This is a genomic window from Corallincola platygyrae (assembly GCF_039544265.1).
GTDB classification, from domain to species: domain Bacteria; phylum Pseudomonadota; class Gammaproteobacteria; order Enterobacterales; family Neiellaceae; genus Corallincola; species Corallincola platygyrae.
This window is the reverse complement of the sequence record NZ_BAABLI010000004.1, coordinates 138,773-163,671: the sequence shown is the minus strand read 5'-3', so window position 1 is coordinate 163,671 and position 24,899 is coordinate 138,773. Positions and strand designations below refer to the sequence as shown.

Annotated in this window: 20 protein-coding genes; 8 read left to right on the top strand and 12 right to left on the bottom strand. The window is 51.0% G+C overall.

The features are described 5' to 3' along the window. The first annotated feature begins 220 nt into the window (after positions 1-220). From ABEA14_RS01450 to ABEA14_RS01440, 3 genes are all read left to right on the top strand, one after another. Positions 221-2,569: a TonB-dependent receptor gene (locus ABEA14_RS01450; protein WP_345338025.1), complete on the top strand. Its 2,349-nt coding sequence runs from the start codon at positions 221-223 to the stop codon at positions 2,567-2,569. Positions 2,570-2,674: 105 nt separating this feature from the next. Continuing rightward, entirely contained in the window at positions 2,675-4,252 is a 1,578-nt protein-coding gene (locus ABEA14_RS01445) for a tetratricopeptide repeat-containing sulfotransferase family protein (protein ID WP_345338023.1), read from the top strand. Between the two features lie 224 nt (positions 4,253-4,476). Beyond that, complete coding sequence (locus ABEA14_RS01440) at positions 4,477-5,016, top strand: PEP-CTERM sorting domain-containing protein (protein ID WP_345338022.1); 540 nt, start codon at positions 4,477-4,479, stop codon at positions 5,014-5,016. Positions 5,017-5,105: 89 nt separating this feature from the next. On the opposite strand, the gene ABEA14_RS01435 is transcribed toward ABEA14_RS01440, so the two are convergent. From ABEA14_RS01435 to ABEA14_RS01415, 5 genes are all read right to left on the bottom strand, one after another. Further along, positions 5,106-5,540 carry a PaaI family thioesterase gene (locus ABEA14_RS01435; RefSeq protein ID WP_345338021.1) on the bottom strand — a complete coding sequence of 145 codons (435 nt, stop codon included), beginning with the start codon at positions 5,538-5,540 and terminating at the stop codon, positions 5,106-5,108. 9 nt (positions 5,541-5,549) lie between these two features. After that, positions 5,550-6,080: a NifB/NifX family molybdenum-iron cluster-binding protein gene (locus ABEA14_RS01430; protein WP_345338020.1), complete on the bottom strand. Its 531-nt coding sequence runs from the start codon at positions 6,078-6,080 to the stop codon at positions 5,550-5,552. Between the two features lie 12 nt (positions 6,081-6,092). Further along, on the bottom strand, positions 6,093-6,374 hold the full coding sequence (locus ABEA14_RS01425) for a DUF134 domain-containing protein (RefSeq protein WP_345338019.1): 282 nt from the start codon (positions 6,372-6,374) through the stop codon (positions 6,093-6,095). A 114-nt stretch (positions 6,375-6,488) separates the two neighbouring features. Beyond that, the gene (dapE, locus tag ABEA14_RS01420; RefSeq protein WP_345338018.1) at positions 6,489-7,694 is read right to left on the bottom strand and encodes a succinyl-diaminopimelate desuccinylase; all 1,206 of its coding nucleotides are present in this window, start codon (positions 7,692-7,694) and stop codon (positions 6,489-6,491) included. Positions 7,695-7,845: 151 nt separating this feature from the next. After that, positions 7,846-8,436, bottom strand: a complete 591-nt coding sequence (locus ABEA14_RS01415; RefSeq protein WP_345338016.1) for a hypothetical protein — start codon at positions 8,434-8,436, stop codon at positions 7,846-7,848. Positions 8,437-8,977: 541 nt separating this feature from the next. On the opposite strand from ABEA14_RS01415, the gene ppx reads away from it, so the two are divergent. After that, positions 8,978-10,489, top strand: coding sequence for an exopolyphosphatase (ppx, locus tag ABEA14_RS01410; protein WP_345338012.1), 1,512 nt, complete (start codon positions 8,978-8,980; stop codon positions 10,487-10,489). A gap of 37 nt (positions 10,490-10,526) precedes the next feature. Here ppx and ABEA14_RS01405 read toward each other — a convergent pair whose 3' ends face one another. The 4 genes from ABEA14_RS01405 to ABEA14_RS01390 form a co-directional block, all read right to left on the bottom strand. Then, positions 10,527-11,072 (bottom strand): prepilin-type N-terminal cleavage/methylation domain-containing protein, encoded by a 546-nt coding sequence (locus tag ABEA14_RS01405; RefSeq protein ID WP_345338007.1) that lies wholly within the window; start codon positions 11,070-11,072, stop codon positions 10,527-10,529. Positions 11,073-11,189: 117 nt separating this feature from the next. After that, the gene (locus tag ABEA14_RS01400) at positions 11,190-12,974 is read right to left on the bottom strand and encodes a metallophosphoesterase (RefSeq protein WP_345338002.1); all 1,785 of its coding nucleotides are present in this window, start codon (positions 12,972-12,974) and stop codon (positions 11,190-11,192) included. A 72-nt stretch (positions 12,975-13,046) separates the two neighbouring features. Then, on the bottom strand, positions 13,047-14,885 hold the full coding sequence (locus tag ABEA14_RS01395; protein ID WP_345337997.1) for a carbohydrate binding domain-containing protein: 1,839 nt from the start codon (positions 14,883-14,885) through the stop codon (positions 13,047-13,049). Positions 14,886-14,936: 51 nt separating this feature from the next. After that, on the bottom strand, positions 14,937-15,641 hold the full coding sequence (locus ABEA14_RS01390) for a hypothetical protein (protein WP_345337991.1): 705 nt from the start codon (positions 15,639-15,641) through the stop codon (positions 14,937-14,939). A gap of 531 nt (positions 15,642-16,172) precedes the next feature. On the opposite strand from ABEA14_RS01390, the gene nirB reads away from it, so the two are divergent. Genes nirB through ABEA14_RS01375 form a run of 3 tightly spaced genes read left to right on the top strand, consistent with a single transcriptional unit; the run spans position 16,173 to position 19,911 of the window. After that, positions 16,173-18,731 (top strand): nitrite reductase large subunit NirB, encoded by a 2,559-nt coding sequence (nirB, locus tag ABEA14_RS01385; RefSeq protein ID WP_345337985.1) that lies wholly within the window; start codon positions 16,173-16,175, stop codon positions 18,729-18,731. Next, entirely contained in the window at positions 18,728-19,054 is a 327-nt protein-coding gene (gene nirD / locus ABEA14_RS01380; protein ID WP_345337979.1) for a nitrite reductase small subunit NirD, read from the top strand. The genes nirB and nirD overlap by 4 nt, the downstream gene beginning before the upstream one ends. 35 nt (positions 19,055-19,089) lie before the next feature. After that, entirely contained in the window at positions 19,090-19,911 is an 822-nt protein-coding gene (locus ABEA14_RS01375) for a formate/nitrite transporter family protein (RefSeq protein ID WP_345337966.1), read from the top strand. 54 nt (positions 19,912-19,965) lie between these two features. Here the strand turns inward: ABEA14_RS01375 and ABEA14_RS01370 are convergent, their stop codons facing one another. From ABEA14_RS01370 to acs, 3 genes are all read right to left on the bottom strand, one after another. After that, complete coding sequence (locus ABEA14_RS01370; RefSeq protein ID WP_377776174.1) at positions 19,966-20,376, bottom strand: hypothetical protein; 411 nt, start codon at positions 20,374-20,376, stop codon at positions 19,966-19,968. A 161-nt stretch (positions 20,377-20,537) separates the two neighbouring features. Then, a complete protein-coding gene (locus ABEA14_RS01365; protein WP_345337964.1) occupies positions 20,538-21,737 on the bottom strand; it encodes a DcaP family trimeric outer membrane transporter in 1,200 nt (399 codons plus the stop codon). 157 nt (positions 21,738-21,894) lie between these two features. Next, positions 21,895-23,790: an acetate--CoA ligase gene (acs, locus tag ABEA14_RS01360; RefSeq protein ID WP_345337963.1), complete on the bottom strand. Its 1,896-nt coding sequence runs from the start codon at positions 23,788-23,790 to the stop codon at positions 21,895-21,897. Positions 23,791-23,954: 164 nt separating this feature from the next. On the opposite strand from acs, the gene ABEA14_RS01355 reads away from it, so the two are divergent. Then, on the top strand, positions 23,955-24,764 hold the full coding sequence (locus ABEA14_RS01355) for a zinc metallopeptidase (protein ID WP_345337962.1): 810 nt from the start codon (positions 23,955-23,957) through the stop codon (positions 24,762-24,764). The last annotated feature ends 135 nt before the right edge of the window (positions 24,765-24,899 follow it).

The following is a 24,899-nucleotide window of genomic DNA, read 5'->3' as shown; positions in this document are numbered from 1 at the left end:
GTAATTAACCACTTAGCTTCATTCGAAAAAACTGGGCATGAAATCTGCTTAGCCATCATATGTAACCATTTTGTTTCAGTTTTGTAGCGATTTTGATTATCCAACCATCAAATTGCACCAAACTGATTTGGCTACTCCCTTTTTTGCGCCCAAAAAGAGTGCGTCCTAAGACCACCAGTGCAAAAAACTCCAGAGAAACCTAATAACGGAATAACAAAACATGCCGATCGCCAAGTTCAAACGAAGTGCCGTTTCCATTGCGATTACCGGGGTTCTGGCAACGCCAGTATATGCTGAAGAAGAGGTTAAAGAGGAGGATTATGCTGGCCTCGAAAGGATCTCAGTCACTGCATCCCGCCGCATTAATACGGTTCAGGAAGTCCCCCTAAATATTACCGCTTTGGGCGGTGACCAACTTGCAGACAACCGCATCACAGATCTGGTTGATGTTGCTAAGTGGGTTCCCGGTCTCGCCGTGGTAGATCAGGGCGGGCGGGGGCCTTCTCAGATCATCGTGCGTGGTTTAAATACCAGTGCACTTGGCCCAACCACTTCGAACAGTGGCGGCGGTACCGTAGGCACTTACGTTGGTGATATCCCAGTTTATGTCGATCTTTACCTCAACGACATCGAGCGTGTTGAAGTACTGATCGGCCCCCAGGGCACGCTCTACGGTGCAGGTACTTTAGGCGGTGCGATCCGTTACATTCCGGTCAAACCTCAGTTTGATTCCGTTGAAGCTAATATCACCGGTGGTCTATCCCAAACCAGCCACGCCGATGATATGAACTACGAAAGCCACTTCGTATTTAATGTGCCGTTGGGCGATACCTTCGCCTTCCGCGGCTCTATGGGTTACGTCGAACAATCAGGTTTTATCGATTACAACTATATCGTTCGCGAGCCGGGTGTTTCTAACCCACAACCCGATTTCGCTGACACGGCAGATGTTGACGCAAACCTGCGCCGTAAGTCAGACAATAACGGCAACGAGACGGTTTATGGCCGTGCGTCACTGCGCTGGGCACCGATTGATGAGCTCGACGCCACCCTGAATTACTACTACCAGCGAGAGAAGCCAGAAGGCCGCTCCATGGTGCACACCCGGGCATTCAACACCGGCAAGTACGAAAACGCTTACCGCTTTGAAGAGCCAAACGATGTGAAAAACCAGTTGGCCAGCCTAGAGCTAACCTATGATCTTGGGTTTGCTGAGCTGGTATCGGCCACAGGTTACTCCAAGTACGACGAAGAGGGGCAACGCGACCAGACCGACCTGTTGCTTGACTTCGAATATGGCTACGAAGATTTCCCGTCGTTTGCTGCCTTTACCCGTGAATTGGGCGAAGAGAAAACTTTAACGCAGGAGTTACGCTTAGTTTCATTGGATGAAGGACCATTCAGCTGGATCGTTGGTGCTTACTACAACAAGTTCGAAAACGATGCGACCTCGGAAGAGTTTGTGCCAGGCCTGCCAGAGTATTGGGATGTAAACCGCCCTGATAACCTGGAGTACTATTCAGTGCTGGATCAGGAGCTAACCGAGAAAGCGATCTTCGGGGAGGTAGCCTTCGACCTGACTGACGAGTTAACCCTTACACTGGGTGGTCGCTACTACGACTACGAAGATGATGTCACTCAGGGCTTCGATCTGCCCTTCCTTAATACGGCATTTTATGGCGCAGGGCCTGATGAAATAAACCCGGATCTGGTATCAGCCAATGCGACCGACGACGGTACGCTGCTGAAAGGGAACCTAGCCTACCAGTACGATGAAGATATTCTGGTTTATGCCACGTACAGTGAAGGCTACCGTATTGGTGGCGTAAATGCGGTGGCCGAGTGTCAGCCGGACCAGAACCAGGGACAAAACCTGTGTGCGCTGCCAAGCGAAGTGCTGATTCTTCCGGATGAAACCACCAACTATGAGATCGGTATGCACAGCGCGTTACTTGATAACACGCTGGAATTGAATGCAGCACTCTACTACATCCAGTGGGAAGATCTGCAGGTGGATGGTCGCACCGAAAACGGTGGTCTGCCGATCACAGAAAATGGTTCCGAAGCGATGAGCCGTGGTGTCGAAACCTCAGCCCGCTACTTGTTAACAGATGACCTGATTATCTACGGCACATACGCCTATACCAATGCTGAACTGACCGACAATGCACCAGGGATTGGTGAGGATGGCGATCGCCTGCCGGGCTCACCTGAACATCAGTTCTCTGCTGGCGCCACCTATAAAACGGAAGTTTGGAACGGCAAAGATCTGGAAATCGGATACACCATGACAGCCCAAAGCGATGTGCTGACTAAAACCGGTTTGAATGATAACGGAGAAGAGCTCGCAGGTTATGCAATACATAACCTGTCTGCCAAGCTCAGCTTCGATAAATGGATAGTTACTCTTTACGCCGACAACCTGTTCGACAAATACACCTATACCTCGGTGCGTGAAGACTTCAGCAAGATCCGTCAGGTAGGTGAGTTCGACCTACGTCGTTACGGTCACTTCATCAATGAACCACGTACCGTGGGCTTAAATGTGACCTATTTCTTTGGCGACTAATCTCAGACCTGAAGAGGACTGAGCGTTATCACAAACGGCAGCGTTTACCCGCTGCCGTTTGTTTGTTAAAAATCTAATTAACTCATCGAAGGCAACGGGCTTCTTTTGCAAAACCTATCCATTGAACAGCACCACCACGCCGCACAACAGGCTCTTAATCAGCGAGACTTTCGCCGCGCCCACCAACACTGTTTGGCGATTATTCAACAGCAACCTCAACATGCAGATGCACACTTCCTGTTAGGTATGATCGCCTCATCGATGCAGCAGGTAGGCAAAGCGCTGGGCTTGCTTGAACATGCCACCAAGTTAGCGCCTGAAAATGCTGAGTACCTGGCTCAGTTGGCCCGCAGCCAGGCGATGCTCAACAACACATCAGATGCTGCTGCCACTATCGAACGCGCGGCCGCACTTAATCCGACAGACGCCCTGACATTAGACACCATAGGCGTGGTGTACAGCCGCATCGGAATGCACAAGCAAGCAGTAGGTTATTTTCATAAGGCGCTGGCATTGAAACCATACAATGCAGGCTTTTGGTACAACCTCGCCGCCTCACTGCGTTTCATTGGTGACTTTGAGCAGGCCCGAGAAGCCTATGAAAAGGTCATCACACTCAATCCCAATATCTTTGCCGCACACTCCTCGCTGGCAGATCTTGGTGGTATCACTGAGCAGGACAACCATGTTGCGCGACTGGAGCAGCTGGTAAGTAACACTCACAGTGTCGATGGCCAGGTACATTTGGGACATGCCCTGCTCAAAGAGTATGAAGCGTTAAAAGCCTACCCCAAAGCCTTTGCCGCACTAGCCAAGGGTAATGCCGCGAAAAAAGTAGGTTTGGGTTATCAGTGGCAGCAGGACAAAGCCCTGTTTGAAAACATGAAAGCCGCGTTTGCCAACCATACTTTCGATGCCAGCAGGGGCCACGAGGATGACCAGCCCATTATTGTGACAGGCATGCCAAGATCGGGCACGACGCTGGTTGACCGCATTGTCTCCAGTCATAGTCAGGTATTTACCGCTGGCGAGTTGCAAAACTTTGGTGTGGCTTTAAAACGCATGGCAAAAACGCCTTCGCGTCAGGTGTTGGATCCAGAGACCATTGCCAAAGGCATGACACTGGATATGCCTGCGTTGGGCAAAGCCTATATAGAAAGCACCTGCCCTCAAACTACCGGACACCGGCATTTCACCGATAAAATGCCACTCAACTTTTTCTACCTCGGCTTTCTTCATCAGGCACTGCCCAAAGCCAAGTTAATCTACCTTCGGCGCAATCCGATGGATACCTGCCTGAGTAACTTCCGCCAGCTATTCGCGCTGAATTTCAGTTACTACAACTATTCGTACGATCTGGAAGATACCGGGCGGTATTACCTGATGTTTGATGACCTGATGAAGTTCTGGGAACAGAAGTTAGGTGACAAGCTATTGTGTGTTGATTACGAGACCCTCGTGGCTGAACCAGAGCAGCAAATAAAGCGGATACTGGCATTCTGTGGCCTGCCCTTTGAACAAGGCTGCATCGATTTCCACCTCAATGACGCACCCGTTGCTACAGCCAGTGCCGTGCAGGTCCGCCAACCGATGAACAACAAATCGATCGGCCGCTGGAAGCGTTATGAACAGGAGTGTGCGCCACTCAAAGCACTACTTGAAGAAGCAGGACTAACCATTTAAGTAGATTTGCCAGTAAGCAGAAAAAAGTTAGGTTAACAATGAAAAACTGATTATTTTTTAACCTTGACAGTGTCGAACTATCTTACAACTATTCAACCAGGACAAAACTAACCAATTGATAATATTGGATGGAATAGATTTTGCTTTGCTAAATTAACATTTAGTGCTGAAGTTGCCTTAACAGGCGAACTACATGCAGTCTTAACATCTATAAGGAAGTTGTGATGCGTCGTTTAATGACTCGCGTAATCTCTGCTATCGCTCTGTTGATGGCATGTCAAAATGCTCAGGCAGCCCTGCTTGATTTCACATTCAGCTTTGAAAATGCACTTAATGGCGGTGGTTCTATTACCGGTATTGTACGCGGCCTGTCAGAAGGTACTGGTGCAGCCAGCAGCATCGAAGTATTCAGCAACAGCGCCGGATATGGTGTCGGTGAATACGTAGGCGCTCCGTTCAGAAACAGCTGGACCGTACTTAACGGCACTATTACCGACTTTGACTTCCTGTCATTCGGTGTTGTGAATGCAGCGCCTGCAGTCACTTCCGCTTCGCTGTTTTTTGGTTCTGAAGCAAGTCTTGGTGCGTCTTTTCGCGCCGGTGTGAGCGATCGTGCCGATGCTATTACTACGGGCAGTGGCATTGTTACAACAGAGCAGATCGCTCTGAGCTTCCAACCTGCAGCAGCAGTTCCTGCGCCGGCAGCGCTATTGCTTATGGGTCTGGCAGTATTTGGACTGGCGGCTCGTCGCGTAATGCGTTAAATCGTCCTATTATGTTAAAAAAAGCCGCTAATGCGGCTTTTTTTATTTTTACAAATCGGTGGAATGGCCAGCTTCGACAGATTAACGACCTACATCCCAGCCACACTCACAAACTTGGCGGACGCATTCGCGTAAGTAACATCGGCGCCATAGACCTTGGCCTCCAGCCAGTGAATACCGCGCCGCTGTTTAGTTCGCCTTGCCTCCACTGTTAACTCAACGGGAAGCACAACCGGACTCAGATACCTCACCTGCAACTCAGCAGTCAGCGCTTTCACTCCTGCATAGAATAAACAGTGAGTCATCGCCGCATCCAGCAGGGTGGCAACTAAGCCGCCATGCATCAGCCCCTGGTACCCCTGGTGAGATTCAGAGGCATAAAATGTTGCCCTTACAACGCCTTCATCAAAAGACCTGAACACTAGCTCCAACCCTTTCTGCTCCCCAGCAGGCTGGCCGCAAGCGATACACTGTCGATGTGTCGTCTTGAGCTGTTCGTAGGATGGCAATGACGGAAGACCCATATCTAAGCGCTATCTGGGGTCATGGTTGTTGCCATGGCAACAACCATGACCGTGGCCTTTGCCCCGTCCAGCATTCGACTTGTTATGACCGCTGCCAGAACACTTAGCGTGGCCATCCTTGCCGCCACAACCACACTTAACGTGCTCATGTGTGTGCCGATGTTTATGCTGGTCACAACCACAGCCTTTGTGATTGGGCGATGGGTTGCCCTGCTCTGCCGCGCTCAGTTCATTATGACTTGCCAGCTTGGCCACCTCTTCGGCCAGCTCACCCGGACGATTGGCCAGGCTAAACACCTGCATCGACTCTGTCAGTAAGCGCCCCAGCATCTGTTGCCCAATTTGGCGCACCAGCAAATGTGTTGCCCCCTGCTCTTTCAACATACGTACAAGCTTACCTTTGCCCTGACAGCCAACATTGCCCGCAGGATTGAGTTTGCTGCCAATCAACTTGCCTTCAGGGTTGAAGAAGCCAAACTGACTGGCTTTGGTGAAATGATTGGCGATTTTGTCGTTTTCCATAGGAATTGCGATGATCATTTTTTTGCTCCTTTAGTCGCTTTTTTCCATCATCAATGCCTGCCCATGAATCAGCGCACCAGCTACTTTATGACGCGCACTTTTAACAATGTTGGCCAAAGTTTGACGGGAAACCCCCATCACTTCAGCGGCCTGCATCTGCTGCATTCCCTCAAGATCCACTAATCGCATCGCTTCAAGTTCGTCAGGCTCAAGCGCAACCTGAACCAGCTCAGACATAGGTATGCCGTTGGGCTTAAAACAACTGTTTGCGGGGCGACAGCAGACTTTACGGGGAAGCTTTGGGCGAGGCATTTTTACTCTCATTTACTCTTTAATAAATAGCATATGCCATTAATAGCAAAGTAATTAGCATATGCCAATTATTAATTTCTCGAAAGCAATGGGAAAGTCACAAGATCAAGATGTTTAACGTAAGGTCTTGAGCAGGCCGCTGTATATAGCGGTCAATTGATTGAGGTCTTGCAAAGAGAGGCGTTCGTTGACCTGATGAATAGTGCGATAACAGGCGCCCATCTCTATCACCTGCGCGCCTAGCGCAGACAAGAAACGACCATCTGAGGTCCCGCCCGACGTAGACAGTTTGGGGAACTTACCTGTGATCTGACTTATCACCTGCTCGGTTAGGTTCAAGAAGCAGTGTTCGCCATTATCCTTCGGTTGCGTCATGTAGGGATCGCAGGGACGGTCCCAGCTTAGCTCGAACCTGTCACACACCTTGGAGACTGCCGCTGTCACCAAATCATTCAGATGGTTGCGGTCATACAGGTGGCTGTAGCGAATATTGAAGTGAATTGCACACCGAGCCGGGATCATATTGTCAGTGAAATCCCCTGAATCGATATGGGTGATCTGCAAGCTGGTTCCGGGAAAATCATCACTGCCCTGATCCCAGCAGATCCGATTCAACTCACTCACCACCAACCCCATTTTATGGATCGCATTATCGGCAAATCTGGGATAAGCCACATGGCCCTGACGTCCCATCACGTCGAGCTTTGCGGATACCGCTCCACGACGACCCACCTTGATGGTATCGCCACTTAAGTTGTCTGCTGTTGGTTCACCGACCAGAACAAACTCAGGTAGCCAGTTCTGCTGACGCAGAAAGTGAGTGATGGACTGCATCCCGTATTCTGCTTCCCCTTCTTCATCGGAGGTGATCAGAAACAACATAGGGCCGGGCAACTCACCGTGGACTTGGTGGTGCAGTTCCAGTGCCGACAACATGGCCGCCACGCCTCCTTTCATATCAGCGACACCCCGGCCAATCAGGTACTCACCATCAAATCGCAAGCAAAAAGGATTGGAATCCCATTGCTTCAAATCACCGGGCGGCACCACATCCGTGTGACCGGCGAAAGCCCAGAGCGGGCGTTCCAAGGGGGAGTCATAATAAGCCACAAGATTAGAGACACCGTTGTCCACGTATCGATGGCAACTGAAACCAATCGCACTTAAGCGCTCGGCCAGCCAGGGTTGGCAACCAGCATCATTGGGGGTGATAGATTTTCGATTGACCAGTGAACGCAGATGCTGCGCCACTAAAGGGAGGGCCTGCCAATGGATTTGGCGTTGTTTACGTACCGCAGGTGTTGATGAAACAAGTCTCATAGCTGTCACATGTTCGGACAATGCCACTGCATTACACGAAGATGAGATGACAAACAGATGACGAAAATTTGTGCTTTTTTTTGCAGAGGGAGATTGGAGAGTCCCGCTCACAACCCAAGTCCGTGAGCGGGAACAAGATTGAAAAAGCCGGTTAGCGCATCTGGCTCATGATCGCCATCGCCATCACCTTACTTTTTAAATCATCCGCGTATGCCAGTACCTCATACTCATCTTTGTCTTCGACGTACTCAATGTCATAGCGCACATCGAGATCGATGGTTTCACCGTCGTAATCGAACTGATATTTGGCCTTACACTCTTTCGCTTTAAGCGCCTCATCAATTCGAATGGTCTTAACTGTATGAATGTCGATGCCCGAAATGTGGGTACTCATATCCTGATACCACTGCGCCTTCTCCAGTTCATACTGAACGATATCAATCACATCGTTTCTGGCATCCGTATCACTGCAGTTAAGTTCGCTGCTGCCAGTGAACATGAACAATAGGAGCAGCAAAAACACCGCGCCACCAATGATAAACTTGTTCTTCGCGATTGTGGCGATATCACCAGTATCGACATCTTGTTTAACAGATGTCACTGCTTGATCAACCAATTCCGATGACCGCTTCTTTATCTCATCCAGCTTATCTTTGTTGTCCACGACAACCTCCAACTTGAAAAATTCTACTCGTGCCAATGCACAACGATCGTCACCCGGATGGCTCTTCGCCCTTTCCATGGGGCTGTTCTATCAGCGTTTAAAAATCGAATAGAACGAAAGCAATGAGTAACCCCCTGATAGTTTCCTGCAGGGATTGGTTGGCATTGTGACGAAACATGACCGCTCAACATGGGAGAGACGTCTAAAATCGGGCATCAGGTGATTGATTTAAAACAAGATTAAGGTGAGACCGCTTAATTTTGAGGCAAACAAAAAACCATTTGCTGGTGCGAATAATCGCTACAAATGGGTTTTCGTAATCAATGCAGTCACGGAGTGGGGCTCTGCAAGGCTTAACCCTTCTTGAGATGCTTTTTCAACTTCTTGGGTTTGGCTTTCTGCTGATAGCTGACTTACTCATACAAGAGTGCCAATTTCTTTGTCGACAGATTTGCGCTTGGAGGGAAAACACCGAAAGCATTATCTCACTTCACATTGTGAGCTAGGCTAGGTTTTTAGAAACCATTTCTCTACTGCAATAAAAAAGAGATATGCGCCATAGAGCATAGGGCGCGGCTCAAACAACCGTTCACATGCAAACAACGCCGATAGGCACAGAATGAATACACAAACTGAACCATCCTCCATTGCTGCCATAGACCTTGGCTCAAACAGCTTTCACCTGCTGATTGGCCGCTTTATCAGTGGTCACTTCCAAATTCTGGGTAAAGAGAAGATCCGGGTACAGCTTGCACAAGGCCTCGGTGAGGACTTCAGCCTGGATGAAGCGAGCATTGAACGTGGGCTCGAAGCGCTTAAACAGATCAACGAACGGCTAAAAGACATTTCAGCGGATGATGTGCGTATCGTTGCCACCTATACACTGCGCAAAGCTAAAAATGCTCGCGAGTTTTTAAGACAGGCACGGCGTTTTCTGCCCTGTCCCATCGAGGTGATCTCAGGCTCAGAAGAAGCCCGCCTCATCTATCAGGGGGTCGCACATACCCAGCCAGGCAAAGAGCAGCGTCTGGTGATCGACATTGGTGGTGGTAGTACCGAATGCATCATAGGTCAGGGTTTTTCACCCCTGCGCCTAAACAGCCTGGAGATGGGCTGCGTCACGCTGGCAGAAAAGTACTTTGCAGAACAGGAGCTGACGACAAAACGCTTCAAGAAAGCTGAGATGGCCGCGGCACAGCAGATAGATCCTATCGCCACACAATATCAGCGTGTCGGATGGAAACAGGTGTTTGGCTGCTCAGGCACGATAAAAGCTGTCGCTTACTGTCTGGAGCAGCTTGGGTTCACTGGGGGTGAGATCACCGCAGATGGGCTGGCAGCCCTCAAGAAAACCCTATGTGAGGATAGCCAAGTCAGTAATGATCGCTTTGAACAGATCGCTCCTGAGCGGGCCCGCGTGTTGCCCAGTGGACTGGCCATCCTGATCGCTCTGTTTGACACCCTGAAAATCGACTCGATGATGTTATCCGAAGCGGCGCTGAGGGAGGGGTTGGTATATGAAATGGAAGAACGGATGCGTCACCACGACATCCGCGAGCGCACCGCAGTCAGTCTGGTTGAGCGTTATCACGTTGATCAGGCCCAGGCCGCCAGAGTACAGAGTACCGCTGTCGCCTTGTATCAGGCGGTCAAAGCGCCTTGGTTACTTGCAGGCAAGAAACTGAAACCTCTACTGAATTGGGCGGCGCTCCTGCACGAAGTAGGTATCTCTATTCACTTCAAAGGGTTCCAACGTCATGGTGCCTATATTCTGGCAAATACAGCACTGCCTGGTTTTAACGCCGAGGAGCAGCAGCTTGTTGCCGCTATGGTACTGCACCACAGAAAACGCCTGGTAACAGAGCTTCCCGCACTCACTCTATTTGAAGATCAGGATCAGGTGCGACTGATTATGCTACTGCGTATTGCAACCCTATTGCACCTCCATCGCAGTGAAGATCAACCAGTGTTTGAGCCCACGGCGGAAGATGACAAGCTAACCCTTTGTTTTGATCATCAGTGGCTTTGCGCTCACCCACTGTTGGAGGAGCGTTTGATAAAAGAAGTTAAAGAATGGGCACGGGTTGATATGCAATTGGCTATCTCGACCAATGACGATAACAGTCGCTAACTGCTGACCACTAGCTGTTTGCTATCAACAAAAGGAATTAGCACCCGGTAGTGATTAGTGCATATGACGGCAAGGCGCCTTCACTTTGCGCCTGGGTGTACTGGAAATAGCAGTTGTCATTACGAACATCGTTATCTGCGTCCAAATCAAAGCCGATATAGGAGTTCTGCGCACCGGGCAAGTTTACACCAGCACCATTTTTACAACGCCCTTCGCACATCAGCAGCAACTGCTCAGAAAAATCGACTCGCTCGGCCAGATCTTCATTGTCCAGATATCGCCATATCAGCCTCAAATCAAAACTGCCATCGCCATTAATGTCGACATCAGTGATTCGACCATCTGAAGAGGCATCCGTAGAAGAAAAGCTGGGCATCCTGGATTTGAAGTTCACAAAATCATTGGCAACTTCCGTCGACACACTCACCTGACGAAGTGTTTCGATACGCGCATCTGTAGCGAAGTTGATAAACTTGGGCGCAGCAACGACAGTGATTACACCAAGAATGATGATTACCACGACTAACTCAATCAGGGTAAAGCCTGATGAAAAACTGCGGTATGAAACTGCGTAATACTTCATAACGCCATGCTAATCAGATTGTTGTGGCTTGAAAATGATCGATGTTGGAAATTTAGCATTGGATTGATAAAGCTAAAACCAGCGCCATCACCTTATGAGGACAGCGCTGGTTTGATCTTATCGTACCTGGATGTAACTACTGTAATCACTCTTACCGCAGTCATTACGAGCACTGACTGCTAGATATTGCGGTGTGCTTTGAGTAATCGACAAACGGGTTTCGGATGTGGTGACATAGGTTTCCCACGCTGAACCATTCCAGCCAACCACTTTGTAGTAACTTGCGCCTTCTGTCGCAGACCAGCTCAATACGCCACCTGATACTCGCAACCCGGTCGGTGTAGACGGTGCTGAACTACAGCTACCGTCACCGCTTTGCAGTTCAACTGTCACCCAGTTAGAGGGCGTGCCCTGTTCACCACATGCATTGATCGGTATAACTCGCGCATAAGCCTTATCGCGGGCTTCTCCATTGATGTCGTAACGGGTAGCGGTGGTTGTTCCAACATTCTGCCATGCTCCGTTGCTAGCGCTCCAGCGTTGCACGGTGTAAGACGTGGCATTACCAACACTATTCCACAGCAAAGTATAAGAGGATGACGTCACGTTACTCGCCCAGGGCTGATCAGGTTGCTCTGGAGTGTCGCAACCACCACCGCCGCCATCGCCGCTAGCCAGCTCAACCTTCAACCAGTTTGAGCCTGCGCTTTTCGCACCACACGCTGCTTCAGCAATCACCCTGATGTACTGCGTGCTACCACCAACAAAACCTTGATAACTGACAGCGGGTTGCATGACTGGAGATTGCGACACCCATGCACCATCAATCCATAGCTGAGGCGTATATTTGGCAGCACCTGAAACTGCGGACCAAGTCGCTCTGAAAGAGGTTGCAGTGATATCACTGCTGTTGATGTCATCCACCTGTCCCGGTGCACTGCATATTGGGTTATCACCATCACCAAAGCCGGTATCCGTGATACTGCCGTCAGACTCAACAATTTGAATCAAAGAGTCGTTGGTGATTTTCAGCGCTTGCAGACGACCGCCGTAATAGTTGGACATACCCACATCGATTCGCCATACCCTGCCGTTACAGGCTTGGTTGATGTAGTTTTGACGGGTATGTGCGATAACCATTCGTTTGGCGCCCAAAGCGTCCAGGCTTTGTTGAAGCTCGCTGCAATCGCTACTGCTCAGATCGCCGCCAAAATCTCGATTCCATAGTGGACCGGAGCCCCCCACAGACCAGGGGCGAGACGCATTGCCCTTCATCCAATGGCTGATCTCGGCATTAATGTTCTCCAAACCGTAGTTCGCATGCGTTGTCGTGATACCGCCATGTACATAAACGGTTTCGCCAATCATCACGGCCGCATTGTGCTCCGCAAGTTTACGGGCATAAGGACCACCAGGCTTAAATGCTACGGCTCTACCACGCTGAGAGCTCGGCAAAGCAAGGACATCGGAATCAGAGACACCCGCGTGATAGTAGCTACTGAACTGCCTGAATCCCGCGCTGGTAACGTAACGAAAATCCAGCTCGACATTCATCGTCTCGTGGTTGCCATTGAGCACCAATACATTACCGCCAGCATCACGCGCCTGAACAATTAAGGACTCAAATAGATCAAGGATCTCTTTTTCAGTGTCACCGCGGTCCAGTTGATCGCCCACTTGCACCAGGGTTCTACTGCCACCAATCCAGTTGTTGTTTCCATCGATTAGTTTGGCTGCTCGCAGTATTTTCACCATGGTCGAATAATCGCCATGCAAATCGCCAATAGCGTAAACCTCGGGTTGTGCGGCGAGGTAGGTATCAGGCCTTGCCTGACTGCAAAACGACGTTATAACCAGCAGCGCAAAGGCCAAACACTTTAATGTGATTCGACTAATAAGCATAACTCTTGCATTCCTTATCCCAAAAAGACAGGCGGCAAAGCCGTATGCTTTGCCGCTCCTCGTTCACTTCCATCAACGCTCTGTCAATGTCACATCATCTAAATAGAAGGTCTGTCCCGGCTGAGGCCCCATAATGAACAACCGCACATATTGGAGGTTGCCGGACACATTTAACTGGATACTGCCTTTTAGCTGGCTCCAATCTGCACTGACGTTTTGCTGGATAGGATCAAGCCAATGCGCGCCAGCGCCATCCTGATACCAAACCTGAATACGCACCCTATCTGTGCCTGCTGCCATGCGAACCCACGCACTGATGTCATAAGTTTTGGATGGCTGAATGACGCCTGTCATCTCCTGCATCACGCCGTCATACCAGTTGGTTCGGTTGCTGGCTGCCAGAGCATAGCTTCCCGTGTGGCTGCTATCGATTAGGTTGATACGGCCACTAAACCCTTCGCTCCAACCCGCGATAGAACCATTTTCAAAACTGCCATTACTTATCAGGTTTTCACCGTTGTCAGGCGGCAGATCACTCTGCATCGTCACAGCGATCCAAGATGACGCCTGGCCTTTCGTTCCACAGCGGTTCACTCCTACCACAGCGACATAAGCAACATCTTCGGCGATGCCAGTCACCGTGACTTGAGTTTCAGCAGTTGTGGTGTATTCCTCCCACACTCGCTGCGCACCGTTCCATAGTAGAACCTGATAAGTTGCCGCCCCGCTGACCTGACCCCAAGAGATGTCAAAAGAGGTCCTGGTGATGTTTTCGGCATTAGGTTGATTTGGTTTAGCGGGTGTAGAACAGTCCTCTCCGGGACCGCCGGTGTCGGATTGAAGCTCGACTTTCACCCAGTCCGATGGCTCTCCCTGTTCACCACAACTGTTGATGCCGATTACGCGCGAATATGCGACATCGCCGGTTTCCCCGGTAATGTCAACCTGTGTTGATGTAGTCACACTGTAGTTTTGCCAGGCACCAGCCCAGCGCTGCACCTGATAGGTCGCCGCATTGTCAGCTGTACTCCAGGCAGCGGTATATGAACTGCTGCCAATATCACTGGCGACAGGTTTGCCCGGTTTAGCTGGCAGTTGGCAATCCTCGCCGCCATCGCCAGGATTTCCGCCGTCAACTTCGGTTGGATACCAGTTGGCAATTTGGGAAGCGACTGCATTGATCGCGCTAACCGCATCCGCACCATTTGAATACTCTTTGCTCACCCCACACGCATAGCCATTACATGCTGATGTGGTGGGATCTGAAAAACGGCTGAGGCTGTTGTAGGTACCAAATGCTGAGGGATAGGCCATCACGGTAACGAACTGGTTGTCGACTCCGTATCCCAGGCCGTAATCGAATACACCGCCGGTGTCGCCCTGTTTACGAGAATGAGCAAGGCCAATATTGTGGCCAATTTCATGAGCAAACGTGGTGGCGCCACATCCGACCATGTTGTAGGCATAGTCTCTGGCGTATGAGGAAAAGCGGCCATTGCTTCCACCTCCTACATAGCCAATCCCACAGATACTGTTAGTGGATGCAGCCAACATGGTGACAACATCCGCACCATATTGCGTTCGCAGATTCCTGACGGTCGTATTGCTTCTTAACAGGCTGAGCTCATTGCTGCCCATCTGGTCAACGCCTGCAATATTCATTTCCCGGCTGTGAACCAATCTCAGACGAATCCCCATGTTGCTCGTGGCGTACATGGTGTTAGTAGCGGCAACCAGATGGTTGATATGTGTATCTATTGCGCCGTTCTGTCTCGCCTTCTCGGCAGAGGTATAGAGGACCATGACGTCAACAACTTCGTTGGCGCAAGCAAATAGCGGTGTTAAAAGCGCAGCTGAGCAAAGCCCAACCCCTGCTGCAAAACCTTTAACTTTTCGGTGGACAGCTAACATGGTGTGATTTCCCTTACTTACGTTGCTGGTTGTTTGGTTAAATGATGAAACTTACCCTTGAGGTGGCGTCACATGCTTGATAGCCGGTATTGTGACGGCATCTGTGTGCTCCCAGGTCTTCAATGAAGACTGATCTCTTCCTGACAGAACCCATCCCTGGTTGTTATGTCCTTCCATGAAATAGGTGTCGGTAGGCGTGCCTATGTGGGCAAAGAGGGCGTTCGCTCCCTGAGTGAAAGTGATCGCATATTGCTGACCGTCTTCGGCGGTGTACTCGCCAACGATGGTTCTATCGCCGTTCGCATGCATTTTTATCGAAGAAACTTTGGTTTCCAGTACCGCAGCTGTCTGTGGAATGGTCACGTCAAAAACATCACCGATAGCGGCATGGACAAACGTATCGGTTTGAAACTCGATAAATCGTCGATCAACGGTCTGATTTTCTAAATCTGCATACTGAGCGGGAATCCCCCCAGTTTGTGACCAAATGATTGTGGCCTTATCCGGTGAGCCATCGTTTGGTGGTGGCCCAGCGAGTTCCAAATTGCCTTTTACTTTCTCAGAGCGTTGAGCAATATCCGTGTTTGCTGAACCTGGCAAGCCATTAACTCTTTCAATAAATGGGTCATCTTCCATCGCTTGTTTTTTTGGCAAACCAGAATGGGTTGAATCATCAACTGCTGCACTTAGTCCGATGACACTAACGCCAATAACAAAACCCAACCCTCCAATTGCCATCAAGTACGTTTTATTCATAGATGGTCCCTCCTAAACCCTTATCCGTTTCTGTTGTTTTAATCTCTTATAGAACAGTCAAAACTAAATCACGCGTAACTCATAAAGATCTTTATAAACAACATGTTATGCGTTTTTTTGAGTGTACACTTTAAGGGGGGCAAGTAAAAGAAAACAGCGCTTTTCACAACCTCAACCAATCGATCTTCAAAGGTGGTGTTGACGTCAGAGAAACCACACTTGTTAGCCTTATCACTTGCTTTTTGGTGCTGTGTCTGACGAATTGAGAGGAGTGAAGAACGGAGGAATGAAAAATAGGTTTGAATTGGAATTGGAATGGAAATGGGAAGGACAAGTCCGGTTTACCCATTAACGTAAACAAGGTTGTCTAGCGCCTCACGTTAATCACCACCGACCTACTCCTAAAGTAACTTTTTAGATACCACTTTAGAGATAATCGCCGTACCAGTTTGATCTGACCCCGCCTCACCATTTTCACAGCTCGATAACATCCCGCGCGTTTTATCATTTTTTGGTTTGGTAGGAAGTCGTATGAGTAAAACCCGCCTGGTGATTGTCGGTAACGGCATGGTCGGTCACCGCTTTATCGAAGAGTTGGTTGAGCGTGATGACGCCAAGCAATTTGATATCACCGTTTTCTGTGAAGAGCCCCGGGTTGCCTACGACCGTGTTCACCTCTCCTCTTACTTCGGTCATCACACCGCCGAAGAACTGTCTCTGGTCAAACCTAATTTCTACGACAAGCATGGCGTCAATGTATTGCTTGGCGAGCGTGCGACCCATATCGATCGCGAGCAAAAGATTGTTTACTCAGCGGCCGGTCATGAGATCGCGTACGACAAACTGATTATGGCCACCGGCGCCTACCCTTGGGTGCCGCCTATTCAGGGCGCAGAGCAAAAAGGCTGCTATGTCTACCGAACCATCGAAGACTTAGACGCGATCGCCGCCGCAGCTAAACATGGCAAGTCGGGCGCTGTTGTTGGCGGAGGCTTGCTGGGTCTTGAAGCCGCAGGAGCACTGCAAGCCCTCGGTATGCAATCCCATGTGGTTGAGTTTGCCCCCGTGCTGATGGCTGAACAGTTGGACCAGCAAGGCGGCCAACAACTGAGAAAGAAAATCGAGCAGCTGGGCGTGCAAGTGCACACAGGCAAGAACACCCAGGAGATCATCAATAACGACACCGGCAAACGAATGAACTTTGCCGATGGCAGTTCGCTCGACGTCGACTTTATTGTGTTTTCTACCGGTATCCGCCCTCAGGACAAACTGGCACGTCAGTCTGAGCTAACCATCGCCGAGCGCGGCGGCATTGCGATTAACAACTATTGCCAAACCTCAGACCAAGATATCTATGCCATCGGCGAATGTGCCTCATGGCAGGGGCGTTTCTACGGCCTGGTCGCGCCAGGCTACAAGATGGCTCAGGTCGTTGTTGACCACCTGACTGCTGGAAACAGCGAGGGCGACAGCAGCGAGTTCGAAGGGGCCGATATGAGTGCCAAGCTGAAACTGCTGGGCGTAGATGTCGGTGGTATTGGCGATACTAACGGCCGCACTCCCGGTAGCCGCAGCTTTGTTTATCTGGATGAGCAGGAAGAGGTCTACAAACGCCTGATCGTATCTGAGGATGGCAACAAACTACTGGGTGCCGTATTGGTTGGCGATACCTCAGACTACGGCAACCTGTTGCAGATGATGCTCAATGAGATCGATCTGCCAGAGCATCCCGACACCCTGATCCTGCCGGCCCATGCGGGAGCGGAAAAACCCGCCATGGGAGCCGATGCATTACCCGATTCTGCCGTGCTCTGCTCCTGTTTTGATGTCACCAAGGGCAAGATCGCGCAGGCAGTAGCGGATGGCCACACCACCATGGCAGCGGTAAAAGCAGAAACCAATGCAGGTACCGGTTGTGGTGGTTGTATTCCCATGATCACGCAGGTGCTGAATAGCGAGCTGGCCAAAGCGGGCGTCGAAGTAAATAACCATCTGTGTGAACACTTTGAGTATTCCCGTCAGGAGCTATTCCACCTGATCCGAGTCGAGAAGATCACCACCTTTGAACAACTGATAGAAAAGCATGGCAAGGGCTACGGCTGTGAAGTCTGTAAGCCAGCAGTAGGATCAATGCTCGCGTCTTGCTGGGGCGAACATGTTCTCAACGACGACCACCTAAAACTGCAGGACACCAACGATAACTTCCTCGGCAATATGCAGAAGGATGGTACCTATTCGGTGATTCCACGTATGGCAGGTGGTGAAGTCACACCAAAAGCATTAGCAGCTTTGGCGGCCGTCGCCGAAGAATACAAGCTCTACACCAAGGTCACCGGTGCACAACGTATCGGCTTGTTTGGCGTCCAGAAAGATGACCTGCCGGAGATCTGGCGCAAGTTAATAGATGCCGGTTACGAAACCGGTCAGGCCTATGCGAAAGCACTTCGCATGGCCAAAACCTGTGTCGGGAGCACCTGGTGCCGGTTTGGCGTGCAGGACAGCGTCGGTCTCGGTGTACTTATTGAGAACCGCTACAAAGGCATTCGTACCCCGCACAAAATGAAGTTCGGCGTATCTGGCTGTACCCGTGAATGTGCGGAAGCGCAGGGCAAAGACCTGGGCATTATCGCCACCGATGCTGGCTGGAACATGTACGTGTGTGGGAACGGTGGTATGAAACCACGCCATGCTGACCTGCTCGCCAGCGACCTGGATCAGGACACCCTGCTCAAGTACATCGACCGTTTCATGATGTTCTACATCCGTACCGCAGATAAGCTGCAGCGCACCTCGGTTTGGTTAGAAAACCTTGAAGGCGGTATCGACTACCTGCGCGATGTCATCATCAACGACAAGCTCGGCATCAACACCCAGTTGGAAAAAGATGTGCAGACCCTGGTCGACAGTTTTGCCTGCGAGTGGCAAGCCACCCTCGACAAGCCAGAGCAGCTCGCACGCTTTGCACACTTCATCAATAGCGACGAGCGCGATGACAACGTCAAGTTTGTCTCGGAGCGTGATCAGCACCGACCAGCAACGATTAGAGAAAAAGCACCTGAATTCAAAATTACTCTGGAGGAGATGGCATGAGCCAGTGGAAGCACGTGTGTGAAATCGACCAGATAGCGCCGGGCACAGGCGTATGCGCACTGGTAAACGGCCAGCAGATCGCCATCTTCCGTCCTCGCGCCGATGAGCAGGTGTTTGCCATCGACAACATGGACCCCTTTGCCAAAGCCAATGTGCTTTCGCGAGGCATTATCTGTGAACACGACGGCCAGCTGTGGGTGGCCAGCCCGCTGAAGAAACAGCGCTTTAACTTGAGCGACGGCAGTTGCATGGAAAACGCGACCGTCAACGTCAGCACTTACCCAGTCAAGGTCAGTGGTGGCGCGGTCACGCTGCAGGCATAACGAATTAAAAATCAAATAGGAAATTGAGGATCACTATGTCTTACGTAAAACCGGCAGAACTTGCCCAAACCATGATTGATGCGGGCGAATCCAAAGTCTTTATGTCCACACGCGACACCCTTGTACGCGCCATTATGGCGGGTGCGATCCTGGCGATCGCTGTGGCGGTAGCCATTACCACAGCAGTGCAAACCGGCTACCCAATTATTGGGGCACTGGTATTTCCGGTTGGCTTTTGTATTTTGAACCTGATGGGCTTTGACCTACTCACCGGCGTATTTGCATTGGCACCGCTAGCCCTGTTTGAAAAGCGTCCTGGGGTGACCATGGGCGGCGTACTACGTAACTGGGGCTTAGTGGCTCTGGGTAACCTGATCGGCGCACTTTCAGTGGCTTTCTTAGTCGCCCTCACCTTCACCATGACCTTTACCGTTGAACCAGGCGCCGTTGGCCAAGCATTTATCAAAGGGTCTACTGCCCGTACTTTGGGTTTTGCTGAACATGGCATGGCTGGCTGGATCACTGTATTCGTTAAAGGGATCCTGTGTAACTGGATGGTGTCTCTGGGCGTGGTTGGAGCCATGGTTTCCCGCTCTGTTGGTGGCAAAGTCGTGGCGATGTGGTTCCCTATCTTTATCTTCTTCGGCTTGGTATTCGAACACGCCGTGGTAAACATGTACCTGTTCCCGCTGGGCATGATGCTGGGGGCTGAGTTCACCGTGGCTGACTGGCTGATCTGGAACCAGATCCCGGTCACTTTGGGCAACCTGGTAGGTGGTTTGTTGGTTACTGGCCTGAGCATCTATGTGACGCACGGTAAAACCCTGCCTGCACGTAACGCCAGCGCTGAAGCCTAAAAGCGCCGAATAACATAGAAAAGAGAACTTGGTTGAATCAGGTTCTCTGACAACCTAGCCCTCTCCTACTCCCTCTAGAGGGGGCTTTTCAACCACCCCGCCCAGATAGTCCTTCAACAATTTTTCAGCTTGCAGCCTTTCCCTATCCGTTAGTGGCTTGTAGCCCCGCGGAAATGACCATCCATAACCCCAACGGAATGTGGTCGGCGCAAATGGAGTGCCACCGACACGCACACCTGCTTGCATCAACAGGCCGATAGCAGGCTCACCCAAATCGGCTACGCAGGCACGCAGCTCTTCGTCCGCCTGCTCACGCTGTTCATAGGTGCCCCCCATCCAATAAGCAACATCGTGAGCATGGCAACAGCTTAACCATAAATCCTGTTGCTCAAAGGTGCCGTCAGGAAAGGCACTGCAGCCATCAGAGGTAAACGGTGCGATGTTTTCCATATCATCGGAAGACACGGTGGATGTCCATAGCGTGAAAACCAGGCAAACAAGGGAGCGATTTATCAATGGTGTTTCCGTTGAAATGGGAGCAAGCTTGATTGCTACTTTAATAAATTCGCAGCCATAAAAAAACGCTGACAATAGCCAGCGTTTTTAACAAAGTTTAGTAGCCGCGATTAAAGCGCGTACTTCGCACCAAACATCAGACGGGTCATATCACCTGTATCACCAGACTCCAGCTCACGCTCGGCGTACATCAACTCAACACCAAAGGTCATGCGTGGCACGGGTGAGTACATCAGGTTAGCGTGGGCACTGTAGGCGGATTTATTCGCATACATACCGGTGTACTGGTCATCGTTGTCCGCTTCAATGCCGCCAACGTAGAAGTTTGAGCGCCATTTATCTCCCCACCAGTGACGGTAAGATACAAATCCAGCCACACTATCAATCGCTTCCAGGCCGCCGTCTTCATCCAGCACTGCACCGTTAATGAAGTTCAGGCCAAGATAACGGCCAACGCCTGAACCACCTGTCACCATAAAGCGAATATCGTCTTTTCCCAGTGGGATCTTACCGGAGAAGCTAACACCATAACCGACGGTGGTGTCGTCATTGTCTGCCGCATCGTATTCCAGCTGGCGCACCATACCGGCAACCACGTACTGGCCGTAATCGGTGCTCATGTTGTAACGCACAATGCCGTCCGGCAGCATGCTGTCGTCACTATCTACACGGCCGCCACCTGGCTGATCAGCACCGCCAGAATAGGGCGTGTAAGTGGTTTCAGGATTTTCAAGCGCAAACTGCCAGTTACCCATGGTGTAACGGACCATTGCCTGACGCTCAAACACAGTACTCTCTGATACACCAATAAAGTCGACTGCTTCAGGTAGCACCGCGGTGTTTTGGAATGTGGTCCAGGTTTGACCAAACAGCCAGTCATCAAACGTGAAGAAGGCATGACGAATACGAGGCTCATAACTGTTTGATACTCGCTCGTTACCACCCGGCGTTGCGGTAAAGTCAAGCTCCAGGAAGGTCTTGATGGTGTGGTCTTCCATCTTGGTTACGGTGCCGAAATTGAACCGGGTGGTTCTGGCATGTGCATCCATGGTGGTATCACCCTCGTCACAACCGTTCGGGTCAGTACATACCGGGATAGTAGAGGGTACGTAGAACTGTCGACCAATATTGTTGGAAGACAACTTACCGTCACTGTAATCACTCCAGAATGCGTCTAGTTTGATGTAGCCACCGAAAGAAAATTCGGTGTTTTCCATCAGGTCGCCTACTGTCTGCAGTTTGACTGCAGCCCCTGCACTGCTGCAGGTCAGCGTTAGGCCGATGGCCATGGCAAGAGACGAAATTCGCATCTTTATTCTCCTTGTAATTAATAGATGCTGGCTGTACAACTGACGCATCCAGCATTGGGCTGCGCGCATTATAAGTTGCACCTGTCATAAATCCTTAACATTTGTAAGGTTTGTGTAGCAAACTTGTTAAAGATCAAGGCCAGAGGCCCTGACCTCACTACTCTTCCAGCGTGCTCAAGTCACCCTCGTCCTGACCCAGTGCCCTCGCCCTCAATACCCGGCGCATAATCTTGCCGGAACGGGTTTTCGGCAGAGCCTCCACAAAGGTGACCTCTTCAGGCATGGCGATGCGGCCAATTTCAGACGCCACATGCTCTTTAAGTTGCTGCGACAGGTTCTTGTCGGCGGTGACCCCCTCTTTAAGGATCACGTAGGTGTGAATGACGTTACCTTTCACTTCGTGTGGTAGGCCGATGGCAGCGGATTCAGATACCGAGGCGTGGCTCACAAGCGCAGACTCAATCTCTGCAGTACCTAGGCGGTAGCCGGATACCTTAATCACCTCATCCATGCGGCCGATGATCCAGAGGTAACCATCTTCATCCACCTTGGCTGAATCGCCCGCCTTGTAATAACCCTTATCGGCGTAGTCGCCCCAGTAAAGCGACGCATATCTGTCATCATCCTTGTAGATGGTGCGTGCCATACCCGGCCAGGGGTTCTTAATCACCAGCTTGCCCTCTTCCCCTGCTGGAACGTCGTTACCGTCATCATCGACAATGCCGATTTCATTGCCAAAGAAAGGTTTAGTGGCAGAGCCGGGTTTGAGCGGGGTAACAGGTAGCGGGCAGATCATGGCGCCGCCGGTTTCTGTCTGCCACCAGGTATCGATAATCGGGCAGCGACCGCCGCCAATCACATCGTAATACCAGCGCCAGGCTTCGGGGTTAATGGGTTCACCCACACTGCCCAGCAAACGCAGACTGGAGAGGTCATGACGCTGTGGCCAGCGATCACCGAAGCGCATCAGGCCACGAATAGCGGTCGGTGAGGTATAGAGAATGTTTATGCCGTACTTCTCTACCATCTGCCACCAGCGGTTGGGGTATGGGTAATTAGGCGCACCTTCATACATCATCACGGTGGCCCCATTAATCAGTGGTGCATAAACGATGTAACTGTGGCCGGTGATCCAGCCGGGATCTGCAGCACACCAATAACGATCGCCGGGTTTAATATCGAACATCATGCGATGAGTGGTCGAGGTATACACGGCATAACCGCCATGGGTATGCAGCATGCCTTTCGGTTTACCTGTGGTACCCGAGGTGTAGAGGATAAACAGCGGGTCTTCGGCATCCATTGGCTCAGTTGGGCACTTGGGTGATGCAATCGGCAGCGCCTGCAGGTCGTGGTACCAGAAGTCACGCTCTGGCTCCATCTCCACCTCAATGCCGTTGTTCTGCACCGTGATACACACTTCCACCGTGGGCGAACGTTTCATCGCTTCGTTGGCGATAGCCTTCAGGTTGATCGGCTTACCACGGCGGAAGCCGCCATCGGCGGTGATCAGCACCCGACTGTCAGCATCCTCAATACGAGCTGCCAATGCTTCGTAACTGAAGCCGCCATACACCACAGAGTGCGCCGCGCCGATTTTGGCACAGGCCAACATGGCAAACACCAGCTCAGGTACCTGTGGCATGTAGATGGTGACGATATCTCCCTTACGCACCCCCATGCTCTTCAGGACATTGGCAAACTGGCTGACCTCACGGTTAAGCGCATAGTAGGAGAATGAGCGCACGGCCCCCGCTTCGCTTTCCCAGATAATCGCCAGTTTGTTTCGGGTTTCGCCGTCGAGATGACGGTCAATGGCATTATCAACAATGTTGATTTCACCACCGTCAAACCACTTGTAGAAAGGCTTGTTACTGTCATCCAGTACCTTGCCCCATGGCTTCATCCAACGCAGGGTTTCCGCCTGTTCGGCCCAGAATGCTTCACGATTCTCGATGGAGTATTGATAAAGCGAGTCGTAGTCCTTCACGTTAGCGTTATTGACTATCCCGTCGCTGGGATAAACCAAACCACCGTTCTTATTATCTGCCATGTTGATCTCCGCTCTGGCTAGTGGACTGTTCCGCCGAGAGACAGATAACAGCCCAATGACAACTGATTACGGAAAACGTTAGTGCGACATGGCCCAACCCGGTATTGGACTTTGGTCGTAGATGGGGGATTTTGAGGGTTAGACTTTAGTCGAAGGTGTAGCAATTGAATGGCCTAACACAGCTTCACTTTGGACAAGTTAGTTCAGCAGGCAAACACCTGCTGTTCATTTCTCCACTCACAAGCTTTAACTGTCATACGAATGCTTATGGCATACTCATTTACATGTTCTGGATAATCATCATTCTCATCATCGCAACATGCGTCTTCCTGCCAGGTCTGTGGGTCAAACACGTGATGCAAAAGTACAGTCAGCCGGCTGATCGTTACCGCGAACGGGGTAGCGGCGGTGAACTTGCCCGCCACCTGCTTGACCGCTTAGGACTGGAAGAGGTTAAAGTCGAAGAGACCTCTATCGGTGACCACTATGACCCGGCCGATAAGGCTGTGCGTCTGACGCCCGACAACTATTCCGGCCACTCTCTAACAGCAGTGACCGTTGCTGCCCACGAGGTGGGACATGCCATTCAGGATTCACGGGGTGAATCCTTGTTCTTAGCGCGGCAACGGCTCGCCAAGGCTGCTATGGTCGGCGAACGATTTGCTGGCATTCTGCTGGTGGCTGCGCCCATTGTCTTTATGCTTACCCGCCTGCCGCAAGCGGGCGCGCTTACGATACTGCTTGGTCTTTTATCGATAGCACTCGGAACCGTGGTGCATCTGGTGACCCTTCCGGTTGAGTTCGATGCCAGCTACGGCAAGGCGCTACCGATCCTTAAGGAAGGCAACTACCTGCTCGAGGGTGACTTGGCGCATGCGGAAAAAATTCTAAAAGCGGCAGCGCTGACCTATGTAGCAGCCTCCCTGATGAGCTTGCTAAACCTTGGGCGGTGGATCGCTGTTTTACGTCGGTAGGGGCAGCCGAAGTTCTGGTGACATTTGCACCGAGAACCATGACGTCAACGACAACAAGACGCCAAAGATTCAGATAATGTGACCAAACGGTAAAGGGATCTGCGGCTTTTATGCCTCCTATCACGGATTGGGCAA